This is a genomic window from Streptomyces sp. Je 1-79, from assembly GCF_025195125.1.
GTDB lineage: Bacteria > Actinomycetota > Actinomycetes > Streptomycetales > Streptomycetaceae > Streptomyces.
Window position 1 is genome coordinate 112,333 of sequence record NZ_JAMGSL010000006.1, and the last position, 13,067, is coordinate 125,399.

Sequence of the window (13,067 nt, forward strand, 5' to 3'; positions counted from 1 at the left end):
ACGACCCCCGTCAGGGCCGGGGCGAGCCCGGTTGGGTGGAGGGGATGCGTGAGGTGAAGAACAGCGCGACGAGCGAGGAGAGGGCGAGGATCGCCAGGGCCGCCCGCAGGCCGTCCAGGCGGGCGGCGGCGTTCGCGTCCAGCGCGGCCTGGGTCACGTCCGGTGAGGTGCCCGCCTCGTCGAGGGCCGTTCTGAGCTGGGTGTCCGAGAGGAACGGCACGCCACTCTGAAGTTCGACCGCGGCCCGGTTCTTCACGTCGGCCGGGATCGCCGGGCTCTGCTCGACGCTCGCCAGGAAGGACGACGTGAGCGCGCCGATCAGGAGCGACCCGGCCAGCGCCGTACCGATCGACGCTCCGAGGTTGGTGACGGCGTTCTGCACACCGCCGACCTCGGCGCTCCTGCTGTCGGGGACGGCGGACACCGTCACCGAACCGAGCTGCGAGGCCAGCGCACCCATGCCGAGACCGATCAGCAGGAGCGGAACGGTGACGATCTCCGCACCGGCATCGGCGTCGAGCGCCGCCATCAGAGCGACCGCGCCCGCGAGCAGCGCGAGCACCCCGAGCCGTACGACTCGCCGGGGCGAGACGTCCGGGAGGAACCGGGGGATCAGGATCGCCGCCGCCAGCAGTGTCAGGGACAGCGGCAGAATGCGCGCCCCGGTCATGAGCGCGGACAGCCCCAGGGCGATGGACAGATAGAGCGGGACGACGAAGAACACGCCCATCTGAACGAGGTACTGGAAGAAGAACATCGTCAGACCACCGGTGAGCTGCCTGTTCCGCAGCATGGCCGGGTCGAGGAGCGGCTCCCTGCCGCGGGCCGCGAGCCGGGCCTCCCAGCGGAGGAAGAGCCACACCAGGAACAGACCCGCGAGGACCAGCCACACGACCAGCGAGACGCCCAGCCACGAGGGGGCGTCGGGCTTCGGCCGGAACCAGCCCCACTCGCCCGAGCGCAGCACACCGTAGACGAAGATCCCCAGCCCGAGCGCGGACAGCGCGGCGCCCAGGAGGTCGATCCGGGAGCGCTCCTCGCTCTCGGCGTCGGCGATGCGACGGGCGAACACCAGGATGGCGAGCACCACCAGAACCTCACCGGCGAAGACCCAGCGCCAGGAGAAGTACGTCGTGGCGACACCACCGATGAGCGGCCCCAGGGCGATGGCCACCGCCCCGGCCGCCGCCACGATCCCATAGGCCGCGGGGCGGCGCTCCGTGGCGAAGTTGCCCGCCACCAGAGCCACGATCGCGGGCATGATCAGCGCGGCCCCGATCCCCTCCAGGAACGACCAGCCCAACATCAGCACGGGAAGGTTCGGCGCCAGCGCCGTGGTCAGGGAACCGCAGCCGTAGACACCGCAGCCGATCATGAACGCGCGCTTACGGCCGATCAGCGCCCCGACCTTGCCCCCGGGGATCATGAACATCGCCATCACGAGCGTGTACGCCGTGATCGCGCCCTGGATCCCGGTGACCGTCGTCCCCACGTCCTCGGCCACGGTCGCGATCGAGACGTTCATGACGGAGCTGTCGAGCGCCATCAGGAACTGACCGGCCGCGAGCGTCAGCAGAACGAGACGCGCCCCCGCCGGACCTTCCGGACTGCCTCCCCTGGGTGCCATGGCCGCATCGTGCCAACGACGGCGGCCGGCGAACCGCGACCCACCGCGGGCGTCCCCCGCATGGCGGCACGAGATGGCACGGGAAAACACACAGGGCCCGCCGTCCCCGGAAGGACGACGGGCCCCGCGTGACGAACGCTCCCGTCAGGTCGTACCGACGAACAGCACCAGCAGCAGCCACACCACCGGCGCCGTCGGCAACAGGGAGTCAAGACGGTCCATGATGCCGCCGTGGCCCGGCAGCAGGGTGCCCATGTCCTTGATGCCGAGATCGCGCTTGATCATCGACTCGCCGAGGTCACCGAGCGTCGCGCTCGCCGCCACCGCCAGGCCGAGCAGCAGGCCCTGCCACCACGCGCCGCCGTCGATCAGGAACTCCATGCACAGCGCGCCCGCCGCCATCGCGAACGTCACCGCACCGACCAGCCCTTCGCGGGTCTTGCCGGGGCTGATCCGCGGAGCCAGCTTGTGCTTGCCGAAACGCCAGCCGATCGCGTACGCGCCGGTGTCGCTGACGACCGTGAGCAGCAGGAACGTGAGCACCCGCTCCGCGCCGTCGTCGGCCGTGAGCATCAGCGCCACGAACGTCGCCAGGAACGGCACGTAGAACGCCGCGAAGACACCCGCCGTGACATCCTTCAGATAGCCCTCGGGCCGCTCCGTCATACGCCACACCAGCACCGCGAGCGCCGTCAGGGCCATGGCGACCCAGGCGCCCTCCGCGCCGCGGACATAGCCGGCCACGACCATCGCCGCACCGCCGACCGCCAGCGGGACGAGCGGGGCCCTGATGTCCTTGCGTTCCTGGAGGCGGGAGGTGAGCTCCCACAGACCGACCACGACGGCGACCGCTATGACACCGACGAACGCGGCCTTCCAGATGAACAGGGAGGCGACGATGACGGCGCCCAGACCGACACCGACCCCTATGGCCGCACCCAGATCGCGCCCCGCGCTCTTCTTCTGCGGGGCGGCGGGCTGGGACGGGCTGGACATGGGCTCCTGCGGGTGCTCGTTCGGCGTCTCGTCACGGAACAGGGGACCGCTCGGCTGAGCGGCCCCCCGGTCGTGGTCGTCCTGGTGGTCGCCGGCGGGGACGTCGGGCACGATGGGCATGGGCCGAGTCTGCGCCGCCTGCAGCCCATCGTATGCGGGACCCGCCGGGGCAGGCCCCTGGTCGGGCCCCCAGTAGCCGGAACCGGCCGGGGCCCCCCAGGAAGAGTCGTTCATCAGACCTCGAGCAGCTCGGCTTCCTTGTGCTTGAGCAGCTCGTCCACCTGCGCGACGTACTTCGCGGTGGTGTCGTCGAGCTCCTTCTCGCCGCGGCGGCCCTCGTCCTCGCCGACCTCGCCGTCCTTGACCAGCTTGTCGATGGTCTCCTTGGCCTTGCGGCGGACGGAACGGATGGAGATCTTGGAGTCCTCGGCCTTGCCCTTGGCGACCTTGATGTACTCCCGGCGGCGCTCCTCGGTCAGCTCGGGGAACACCACACGGATGATGTTGCCGTCGTTGCTGGGGTTGACGCCCAGGTCCGAGTCACGGATCGCCTGCTCGATGTTGCGCAGCGCGCTCTTGTCGAACGGGGTCACGACCGCCATGCGCGGCTCGGGAACCGAGAACGACGCCAGCTGATTGATCGGCGTGATCGCACCGTAGTAGTCGGCCACGATCTTGTTGAACATCGCCGGGTGCGCACGGCCGGTGCGGATCGCGGCGAAGTCCTCCTTGGCGACCACGACGGCCTTCTCCATCTTCTCCTCGGCCTCGAGGAGGGTCTCTTCGATCACCACTTGCTCCTGCGTGTCGTCGCGTCTTGTCCTGCACGGTGTACGACCGGCAGGGCTCTGTCCGTCCCCTCGCGGGGAGGTACCCGGTTTCGAGCCGAGGCTCAGGCCCGGGTGCCCTGGTCGTTCACGAGAGTGCCGATCTTCTCACCCTTCACCGCGCGCGCGATATTGCCCTCGGCGAGCAGTTCGAAGACGAGGATCGGCAGCTTGTTGTCACGGCACAGGGTGATGGCGGTGGCGTCGGCGACCTTGAGGTCGCGGGAGATGACCTCTCCGTACTCCAGCGCGTCGTACTTCACCGCGTCCGGGTTCTTCTTCGGGTCGGAGTCGTAGACCCCGTCGACGCCGTTCTTGCCCATGAGCAGGGCCTCGGCGTCGATCTCCAGGGCACGCTGGGCGGCCGTGGTGTCGGTGGAGAAGTACGGCATGCCCATACCGGCGCCGAAGATGACCACGCGGCCCTTCTCCAGGTGCCGCACGGCGCGCAGCGGGATGTACGGCTCCGCGACCTGGCCCATGGTGATGGCGGTCTGGACGCGGGAGTCGATGCCCTCCTTCTCCAGGAAGTCCTGGAGGGCGAGGCAGTTCATGACGGTGCCGAGCATGCCCATGTAGTCGGAGCGGGCCCGGTCCATGCCGCGCACCTGCAGCTCGGCTCCGCGGAAGAAGTTGCCGCCGCCGATCACGATCGCGATCTCCGCCCCGTCGCGGACGACTGCGGCGATCTCGCGTGCGATCTTGTGCACGACGTCGGGGTCGACGCCGAGGCCGCCGCCTCCGGCGAATGCCTCGCCGGACAGCTTCAGCATGAAGCGGCCGGCCTTTTTGCCGTGGGTGTCGTCGCCCTGTACGGCGCTCTGGTTCATGGAGATCTCCTCGTGCACATACGACGAAGGCCATTGCCGGTGGGTCCTTGCGGTTTCCCGTACGGCAATGGCCTCCTCGTCAGAACTGCGGTCGTCCTACGCGAGCGCGGACGACTGCTTCAGACCCTACCCGGGCCCGGTGTCCGTTGCGTACGGACTCAGATGCCGACCTTGATGCGCGTGAAGCGCTTCAGGGTGACACCGGCCTCGTCCAGGATCTGCTGGACGGACTTCTTGTTGTCCAGCGCGTACGGCTGGCCGAGCAGCGTGGCGTCCTTGAAGAAGCCGTTGACGCGACCCTCGACGATCTTCGGGAGCGCGGCCTCGGGCTTGCCCTCGGCGCGGGTGGTCTCCTCGGCGACGCGACGCTCGGTCTCGACGACCTCGGCCGGAACGTCCTCACGGGTGAGGTACTTCGGCGCGAAGGCGGCGATGTGCTGCGCGACACCCTTGGCGATCTCGGCGTTCTCCTTGTCGAGCTCGACAAGGACACCGATCTGCGGGGGCAGGTCGGGCATGGTGCGGTGCATGTAGGCCGAGACGAAGCCGTCGGCGTACCGCGCGAAGCGGTCGAGGACGATCTTCTCGCCGAGGTTGGCGTTGGCCTCGTCGACGTACGCCTGGACCGTCTTGCCGGGCTCGATCTCGGAGGCGAGCAGCGCCTCGAGGTCGGCCGGGGCGGTGGCGGCGACGTGGGCGGCGAGCGCGTTGGCGGCGGCCTGGAACTTGTCGCCCTTGGCGACGAAGTCCGTCTCGCACTTCAGCTCGACGAGGACACCGGAGGTGTTGTCGTCGGCGATGACGGAGACGACGGCGCCGTTCTCGGCAGAGCGGCCCTCGCGCTTGGCGACGCCCTTCTGGCCCTTGATGCGCAGGGCCTCGACGGCCTTGTCGACGTTGCCGTCGGCCTCGTCCAGAGCCTTCTTGCAGTCCATCATGCCGGCGCCGGTGAGCTCACGGAGCTTCTTGACGTCAGCGGCGGTGTAGTTCGCCATGAGTCTGAGTTTCTCTCTCGAAGTCTGAAAGATCTACGGGTGGACGGCGGGGGCAACGCGTGCCCCCGCCGTCGACATCCGATACAACCAACCGGACCTGACCTGTGAAGGTCGGGCCGTGGGTCAGGCCTGCTCGGCCTCGGCGGCCGGAGCCTCGGCGGCCGGAGCCTCGACGACCTCGGCGGCGACGGCGTCGGCAGCCTCGGTGGCGGCCTCGGCGTCGGCGACCGGCTCGGTCTCGGCAGAGGTCTGGACCTCGGCCTCGTCAGCCTTCTTCTCGCCCTCGAGGAGGTCGCGCTCCCACTCGGCGAGCGGCTCGCCCGCGGCCTTCTCGCCCGGCTTCGAGTCACCGGTCGCAGCGCCGGAGCGGGCGATGAGGCCCTCGGCGACGGCGTCGGCGATCACGCGGGTGAGCAGGGTGACGGAGCGGATCGCGTCGTCGTTGCCCGGGATCTTGTAGTCGACCTCGTCGGGGTCGCAGTTGGTGTCGAGGATCGCGACGACCGGGATGTGGAGCTTGCGCGCCTCACCGACGGCGATGTGCTCCTTCTTGGTGTCGACGATCCAGACGGCGCTGGGCACCTTCTGCATCTCGCGGATACCACCGAGGGTCTTCTCCAGCTTGGCCTTCTCGCGGGAGAGGACCAGGAGCTCCTTCTTGGTGAGACCCGAGGCGGCGACGTCCTCGAAGTCGATCTGCTCGAGCTCCTTGAGGCGCTGCAGACGCTTGTAGACGGTGGAGAAGTTGGTGAGCATGCCACCGAGCCAACGCTGGTTGACGTACGGCATGCCGACACGCGTCGCCTGCTCGGCGATGGCCTCCTGGGCCTGCTTCTTCGTACCGACGAACATGATGGAGCCGCCGTGGGCGACGGTCTCCTTGACGAACTCGTAGGCGCGGTCGATGTACGACAGCGACTGGAGCAGGTCGATGATGTAGATGCCGTTGCGCTCCGTGAAGATGAAGCGCTTCATCTTCGGGTTCCAACGACGGGTCTGGTGACCGAAGTGGACGCCGCTCTCCAGCAGCTCCCGCATCGTGACGACGGCCATGGCCGTATCTCCTTGTGTTTCTCGGTTATGTCCTGACACCCCGACGCGCCGTGCCGCAAGGGACCGAAAGGCGCTGCCACGGCCGGTGAAGGCTGTGTGGCGGGGCGTGCGAAGTCGACCCGGTGACCCGGATCGCCATAGGAAGTGTACGGGACCCGGGGCGTGCCGGGTGACGGCGCTGTCCACAACCGGCCGGTATTCCACAGATACCGACCATGATCGTCGCGAAACGGACGCCTGCGGGACGGTATCCCCATGCACCTCACGACACACCTGCTGATCGTCCTCACGCTGATGTGGCCCCTCGGCCCACCACGCCCGGAGATCATCCGCGGCTGGGAACCCCCGGCCGGCCCCTACGCCGCCGGCCACCGCGGACTCGACCTGGCGGCCCCCGCGGGCACCCCGGTCCGCGCGGCCGCCTCCGGCGTGGTCACCTTCGCCGGCCGGGTGGCCGGCCGCGGCGTCCTCACGATCACCCTGCCCGGCACCGGACAGCCACCCCTGCGCACCACCTACGAACCGGTGAACCCCCAGGTCACAGCTGGCACCACCGTCACCCGCGGCGACCCCGTGGCCACCCTCGCGCCCCCACCGGCCGATGACCCCCACTGCCCGCGGGCCTGCCTGCACTGGGGACTCCTACGAGGCGACACCTACCTGAACCCCCTGCTCCTCCTGCGCCAGGGACCGTCACGCCTCCTACCGGTAACGGGCGTGCCCTGATCCGGGGGCGGGGAGGGGGTGGGAGGGGGTGGGGGGAGGGGGCGGGGGCGGGGTCACCTGCGTTCAGCCGGAGACGCCTCGGAGGGCCATCGCGACCGCGGCCTCGGCGATGGAGTCCGGGTCCTCGGCGGCTCCCAGCTCGATGCGCCGTACCGCCGCGTCCACGACGCCCTGGAGGAGCATCGCGCCGAGGCGGGGCTGGGCCTGGCCCAGGTCGGCGAGGGCCTCGACGATCATGGCGACGAGACCGCCGTGGGCGGCGCGGATCTTCTCGCGGGCGCCGTCGTCGAGCTCGCTCGCGGAGATCGCGACGACCGCGCGGTGGCGCCGGTCCCCCACGAGCTCCAGCTGCGTGCGGACGTAGGCCTCGACCTTGCCCTCGGCCGTGCCGGCCCGTGCCATCGCCGTCTCGACCTCGGCGGCCCAGACGGGGAAGTCGACGGCGCACAGCTCCTCGACCACGGCCGCGCGGGAGCGGAAGTACTCGTACACCGAGGAGCGGGCAAGGCCCGTGCGCTCGGCGAGGGCGGGGAAGGTCAGCGCCTCCGTACCGCCCTCGGACAGCAGGGATCGCGCGGCGTCCAGCAGGGCGCCGCGCTGCATCGTCCGGTGCTCGGCCACGGAGGCCGCTCGAATCCTGGGCACGGCTCCACCATACGACCGGCCGCGGTGCGTCAGCGCCCTACATCGGCGAGCTTGGCTCGGAGCTGGAGGACGGACTTGGTGTGGATCTGGCTGACGCGGCTCTCGGTGACACCGAGGACCTGGCCGATCTCGGCGAGGGTGAGGCCCTCGTAGTAGTAGAGCGTGACGACGGTCTTCTCCCGCTCGGGGAGGGTGTTGATGGCGCGGGCGAGCAGCCTGCGCAGCTCTCGGTCCTCGGCGACCTCGACCGGGTTGTCGGCGGCGGTGTCCTCCAGCGTGTCCATGAGCGACAGCCGGTCGCCGCCCTCGCCGCCGACGTGCAGCAGTTCCTCGAGCGCGACGACGTTCGCCAGGGACAACTGGCTGAAAACGGCGTGCAGTTCCTCGAGGGTGATGTCCATTTCGGCCGCGACCTCGCCCTCGCTCGGGGTGCGGCGGAGCTTGGCCTCGAGGGTGGCGTAGGCGCGCTCGACGTTGCGCGCCTTCTGCCGTACGGAGCGGGGGATCCAGTCCAGGGCGCGGAGTTCGTCGATCATCGCGCCGCGGATGCGGGTGATCGCGTAGGTCTCGAACTTGATCGAGCGTTCGACGTCGAACTTCTCGATGGCGTCGATCAGCCCGAAGACTCCGGAGGAGACGAAGTCGGCCTGTTCCACGTTGGAGGGCAGCCCCACGCTGACGCGGCCGGCGACGTACTTGACCAGCGGCGAGTAGTGCAGGATCAGCTGTTCCCGCAGCCGCTCGTCGCCCGTGTCCTTGTACGACCGCCACAGCTCGTCGAGCGATGTCGGTGCGGGTGGACGCACGGTGCCCCGGGCTGCTGGGGGCACCGCAGCGCGGTCAGACCCGGAGGTGTGCTGGGGCATGCGTTGCCTTGAGCCGTTCTGCTGGCGGGTTTGTCGGTCTGGGTGTCCGGCTGGGAATCCTGGTGAGCGTAGCGTGACTGGACCGTCGCGGTGTGCGAACCTCTGCGGATCGCGCCGCTGCGGGTGGACGTCCTCGGCCAGGCTTTCGAACCCGGGCCACGGCGCGTTTCGGCCTCTGGGGTGCGGCCGGGAGAACTGGCTGGTTCATCACCATCACCTTTTCACCCGAATGCTCCAGGTCAAGTACCGCCTCGCCGCGCGTTCGCCCCTTCCGTGGCGCTGTTCGTCAACTGCCAGTCATCTCCTTGCCGTTCGACGAACCCCAGGGAGTGCAGTTCGTACAGTCGGGCGAGGGTGTCGTCGGTGGTGGAGCCGGCCCGGTCGGCGATGGCTGTCAGGGGGGTGGGGTGGCCGGCGGGAAGCGCTTCGAGGACGCGGGCGGTGTCCGGGCCGAGGAGGTCTCTGGGCAGGACGGGTCCGCGGCGGGCGGGGGCGAGTTGGCCCATGTCGCCGACGAGCTCGATCACCTCGGCGGCGTCGGTGACGAGGGTGGCCTCGCCGCGCAGGAGTTCGTGGACGCCGGCGGAGAGGCCGCTGGTGACGGGGCCGGGGACGCCCATGGTGTGGCGGCCGAGCCGTGCGGCGCCGCGGGCGGTGACGAGGGAGCCGCTGCGGTACTCGGCCTCGACGACGACGGTGCCGCGGGTGAGGGCGGCGATGACGCGGTTGCGGAGGATGAATCTGCTGGGGGTGGGGTGGCTGCCGGGCGGTAACTCGCCGATGACGAGCCCTTGTTCGGCGATGCGTCCGATGAGTCCGGCGTGGCCGCGGGGGTAGGGGATGTCGACGCCGCAGGCGAGGACGGCGACGGTGGCGCCTTGGGCGGCGAGGGCTCCTCGGTGGGCGGCGCCGTCGATGCCGAAGGCTGCGCCGGAGACGACGACCCAGCCCTGTTCGGCGAGCCCGGTGGCGAGGGTGGTGGCCATGTGGGCGCCGTAGGGGGTGCAGGCGCGGGCGCCGACGACGGCGACTGAGCGGAGTGCCCAGGTCCGGAGGTCGGCGGGGCCGCGGACCCAGAGCCCGAGGGGGCGGGCGTCGCCGAGGTCGTCGAGTTGCCGGGGCCATTCGGGGTCGCCGGGGATGACCAGGCGGCCGCCGTGCCGGTGGGCGGCGTCGAGGTCGCGCCGTGGTTCCACGGTGGCGGCCCGTCGCCGCCATCCGGCGACCCGTTTCTCCCCGGTGCCGGGGAAGGGGCTCGTCTCCGGCCTTGCGGCGGGGTCGGTTCTGAGGTGTCGGAGGAATCCGGTGGCTCCGTACTGCCGGAGCCAGCGGCCCGCGTGGGTGTCGCCGGGTTCGACGATGCGGGTGAGGGCGGCGCGGGCGAGGCGTTCGTCGTCCGGGGTCATGCGCGGTCCCCCGCTCCCACCGGTACGCCGCGGGCGATGCCGGTACGCAGTTCGAGGGCGAGGTCGACGTCCTGGGCGTCGGGCCGGTCGTGTCCGGCGAGGTCGGCGACGGTCCATGCGACGCGGAGGACGCGGTCGAGGCCGCGGGCGGTGAGCAGTCCGCGTTCGATGTCGCGTTCGGCGGCGGCGAGTGCTCCGGGGCCGACGAGGAAGCGGGTGCGCAGTTCGTGGCCGGGGACTTCGCTGTTGACGGTCCAGGGGGTGCCGGCGAGTCGGGTGGCGGCGCGGGCGCGTGCCTCGCGGACGCGGTCGGCGACGGTGGCGCTGGATTCGCCGCGTCCGCCCTGGCCGAGCAGGTCGGAGCGGGTGACGGGTTCGGCTGCGACGCGGAGGTCGATGCGGTCGAGGAGCGGGCCGGAGAGCCGTGCCTGGTAGCGGCGGATGAGGGAGGCGGGGCATTCGCAGCCTGCGCCGTGGAGGGTGTGGCGTCCGCAGGGGCAGGGGTTGGCGGCGAGGGCGAGGAGGAAGCGGGCGGGGAGTCGGACGACTCCGGCGGCGCGGGCGACGACGACGTGTCCGGATTCGAGGGGCTGGCGGAGGGCGTCGAGTGCTTTTCCGGAGAACTCGGGTGCTTCGTCGAGGAAGAGGACTCCTCGGTGGGCGAGGGAGACGGCGCCGGGGCGTGGGAGTCCGTTGCCGCCGCCGACGAGGGACTGCATGGTCGCGGAGTGGTGGGGCGCGCAGTAGGGGGCGCGGCGGACCAGGGGTTCGCCGGGCGGGAGGATGCCGGCGACGGAGTGGACGGCGGTGACTTCGAGTGACTCCTGGCGGGTGAGTGGGGGGAGGATGCCCGGGAGTCGTTCGGCGAGCATGGTTTTTCCGGCTCCGGGAGGTCCGGAGAGCAGCAGGTGGTGGCTTCCGGCGGCGGCGACTTCGAGGGCGCGGCGGGCCCCGTGCTGTCCGGCGACGTCGGCGAGGTCGGGTCCGTCGGCGGGGTCGGCGGCGAGGCCGGTGCCGACGCCCGCGCCGGGGACGAGGAGTCCGGCGAGCATGGCGTCGGGGCGGCCTGCCTCGGCGGGTTCCTCTTCGGGGACGGGTTCGTCGGAGAGTACGGCGATGAGCTGGCGCAGGCTGCGGACGCCGAGGACGGAGACTCCGGGGACGAGGGCGGCTTCGCCGGCTGTCTGTTCGGGGACGACGACCTGCCGGTAGCCGGCTTCGGCGGCGGCGAGGACGGCGGGCAGGACGCCGCGGACGGGCCGGACGCGGCCGTCGAGTCCGAGTTCGCCGATGAGGACGAGGTCGGCGATGCCCCGGGGGTCGATCCGCTCGGCGGCGCCGAGCACGGCGGCGGCGACGGCGAGGTCGAAGCCGGAGCCTCCTTTGGGTACGGAGGCGGGGCTGAGGCCGACGGTGAGTTTCTTCTGGGGCCATTCGGCGTCGGAGTTGACGATGGCGGCCCTGACGCGGTCGCGGCTTTCGGTGAGGCTCTTGTCGGGGAGTCCGACGAGGGTGAAGGCGGCGACTCCGGCTTCGAGGTCGGCCTGGACCTCGACGACGACGCCTTCGACGCCGACGAGGGCGACGGAGCAGGTGCGGGCGAATCCCATCAGGCCACCCCCTGGGCGTGGGTGACGACGGGGGCGCCGCGGCGGGGCAGGACGACTCCGACGAGGTCGATGCGGACGCCTCCGTGGGGTGGCGGTCCGCCGTGGCGGTCGAGCCAGCAGGCGGCGAGGCGTTTGAGCCGGTCGGCCTTGGCGGGGGTGACGGCGGCCATGGGGTGTTCGTAGGCGCCGTCGCGTCGGGTCTTCACCTCGCAGACGACGACGGTGTCCCCGTCGCGGGCGACGATGTCGATCTCTCCGGTCCGTCCGCAGCGCCAGTTCCTGGCGAGGATGTTCATCCCGGCTTCGGTGAGCCGGCGGACGGCCAGCTGTTCTCCGTACCGCCCGAGGGCGTTCTTCGCGTTCGACGTGCCTGCGGTCGCGGGGCGTGTGCTCGGCGTGTGCGCAGTGCTCGGCGTGTGCGCAGTGGTTGGCGTGTGCGCGTTCGATGCGTTCATTCGGTACCACCTCCGGCACCGACTGTGACGCTTCGCCACGTTCCGTGTGCGGGCCGGTGGACAACTCCGCGCCTGTGGAGAACTCCGTCATCCGTTCGGGTGGTTCGCGCCGAGCTGCGGCGTCAGCTGCCGGGGAGCTCCAGGTCGCTCTTGTTGAGCTCCTCGATGTTCACGTCCTTGAACGTGAGGACCCGGACCTGCTTGACGAACCTGGCCGGCCGGTACATGTCCCAGACCCAGGCGTCCGCCATGGACACCTCGAAGAACACCTCGCCCTGGACCGAGTGCACCTGCATCTCGTAGTCGTTGGTGAGGTAGAAACGACGCTCGGTCTCGATCACGTATTTGAACAGCCCGACGACATCGCGGTACTCCCGGTAGAGCTTCAGCTCCATCTCGGTCTCGTACTTCTCGAGGTCCTCGGCGCTCATGGCATGTTCCCCTTCAGCCGTGCGTCCACCTATTGTGCGCCAGCCGCTCGCACCGCTAAGCGATTTCCGTGGCGAGTACCACCGGTGAACTCGGCGGTCCCTCGTCGAGCAGCGTGTGCAGCAGCTCGGCGAGTCTGGTCGGGTACACCGTCTCACGGGCCGCCGACAGTTCGGCGGAGGTCCACCACCTCAGCCCCGCGACACTGCGTTCCTCGAGCTCGGTGAGGCCGCTCGGCGCCGTGGCGGTCTGCGTGGTTCGCGCCAGGTAGTACCACTCGTCCTGGTCCCAGCGCCGCCCGTCGAACGGGAAGGAGCAGGTCCGCCGCCAGAGGACGGGTCCGAGTTCCACGTCGGTGATCCCGGTCTCCTCGGCCAGCTCGCGCAGCGCCGCCTCCTCGCGGGTCTCGTCGCCCTCCAGGCCGCCGCCGGGGGTGAACCACCAGGTCTGGGCCGGGTCGTCGGGCTCGTAGCCGTGCAGGAGAAGGATGCGGTCGTCGGGGTCGAGCAGCACGACCCGCGCCACCCGCCGCAGTTCCCGTGCAGCGACCCCCTCGGCCTCCCCCGGACCCTGAGCCGCACCCGTCATATCCGCCGTACCCG

At 70.6% G+C, this 13,067-nt stretch carries 14 protein-coding genes; 1 reads left to right on the plus strand and 13 read right to left on the minus strand.

The features are described 5' to 3' along the window. Positions 1-10: 10 nt before the first annotated feature. The 6 genes from M5362_RS13445 to rpsB all read right to left on the minus strand — a co-directional run bounded on the left by M5362_RS13445 (position 11) and on the right by rpsB (position 6,328). Entirely contained in the window at positions 11-1,627 is a 1,617-nt protein-coding gene (locus M5362_RS13445; protein WP_260227732.1) for an MFS transporter, read from the minus strand. A 144-nt stretch (positions 1,628-1,771) separates the two neighbouring features. Then, on the minus strand, positions 1,772-2,857 hold the full coding sequence (locus M5362_RS13450) for a phosphatidate cytidylyltransferase (protein WP_260227733.1): 1,086 nt from the start codon (positions 2,855-2,857) through the stop codon (positions 1,772-1,774). Then, positions 2,857-3,414 carry a ribosome recycling factor gene (frr, locus tag M5362_RS13455; RefSeq protein WP_158990977.1) on the minus strand — a complete coding sequence of 186 codons (558 nt, stop codon included), beginning with the start codon at positions 3,412-3,414 and terminating at the stop codon, positions 2,857-2,859. The genes M5362_RS13450 and frr overlap by 1 nt, the downstream gene beginning before the upstream one ends. Positions 3,415-3,515: 101 nt before the next feature. Next, positions 3,516-4,280, minus strand: a complete 765-nt coding sequence (pyrH, locus tag M5362_RS13460) for a UMP kinase (RefSeq protein WP_260227734.1) — start codon at positions 4,278-4,280, stop codon at positions 3,516-3,518. 158 nt (positions 4,281-4,438) lie between these two features. Next, on the minus strand, positions 4,439-5,275 hold the full coding sequence (gene tsf, locus M5362_RS13465; protein WP_260227735.1) for a translation elongation factor Ts: 837 nt from the start codon (positions 5,273-5,275) through the stop codon (positions 4,439-4,441). 123 nt (positions 5,276-5,398) lie between these two features. Then, positions 5,399-6,328: a 30S ribosomal protein S2 gene (rpsB, locus tag M5362_RS13470; protein WP_260227736.1), complete on the minus strand. Its 930-nt coding sequence runs from the start codon at positions 6,326-6,328 to the stop codon at positions 5,399-5,401. Positions 6,329-6,583: 255 nt separating this feature from the next. Here rpsB and M5362_RS13475 point away from each other — a divergent pair, with 255 nt between their 5' ends. Next, positions 6,584-7,054 carry a M23 family metallopeptidase gene (locus M5362_RS13475; RefSeq protein WP_260227737.1) on the plus strand — a complete coding sequence of 157 codons (471 nt, stop codon included), beginning with the start codon at positions 6,584-6,586 and terminating at the stop codon, positions 7,052-7,054. Positions 7,055-7,117: 63 nt separating this feature from the next. On the opposite strand, the gene M5362_RS13480 is transcribed toward M5362_RS13475, so the two are convergent. The 7 genes from M5362_RS13480 to M5362_RS13510 form a co-directional block, all read right to left on the minus strand. Beyond that, positions 7,118-7,675: a TetR/AcrR family transcriptional regulator gene (locus M5362_RS13480; RefSeq protein WP_260228045.1), complete on the minus strand. Its 558-nt coding sequence runs from the start codon at positions 7,673-7,675 to the stop codon at positions 7,118-7,120. 53 nt (positions 7,676-7,728) lie between these two features. Then, positions 7,729-8,565 (minus strand): RNA polymerase sigma factor WhiG, encoded by an 837-nt coding sequence (whiG, locus tag M5362_RS13485; protein ID WP_260227738.1) that lies wholly within the window; start codon positions 8,563-8,565, stop codon positions 7,729-7,731. A gap of 239 nt (positions 8,566-8,804) precedes the next feature. Beyond that, positions 8,805-9,971 (minus strand): DNA-processing protein DprA, encoded by a 1,167-nt coding sequence (gene dprA / locus M5362_RS13490; RefSeq protein ID WP_260227739.1) that lies wholly within the window; start codon positions 9,969-9,971, stop codon positions 8,805-8,807. Then, positions 9,968-11,581: a YifB family Mg chelatase-like AAA ATPase gene (locus M5362_RS13495; protein ID WP_260227740.1), complete on the minus strand. Its 1,614-nt coding sequence runs from the start codon at positions 11,579-11,581 to the stop codon at positions 9,968-9,970. The genes dprA and M5362_RS13495 overlap by 4 nt, the downstream gene beginning before the upstream one ends. After that, entirely contained in the window at positions 11,581-12,036 is a 456-nt protein-coding gene (locus M5362_RS13500; RefSeq protein WP_260227741.1) for a YraN family protein, read from the minus strand. The genes M5362_RS13495 and M5362_RS13500 overlap by 1 nt, the downstream gene beginning before the upstream one ends. Before the next feature lie 122 nt (positions 12,037-12,158). Continuing rightward, the gene (locus M5362_RS13505) at positions 12,159-12,467 is read right to left on the minus strand and encodes a DUF2469 domain-containing protein (RefSeq protein ID WP_005311352.1); all 309 of its coding nucleotides are present in this window, start codon (positions 12,465-12,467) and stop codon (positions 12,159-12,161) included. 55 nt (positions 12,468-12,522) lie between these two features. After that, positions 12,523-13,053, minus strand: a complete 531-nt coding sequence (locus M5362_RS13510; RefSeq protein WP_260227742.1) for an NUDIX hydrolase — start codon at positions 13,051-13,053, stop codon at positions 12,523-12,525. Positions 13,054-13,067: the final 14 nt, after the last annotated feature.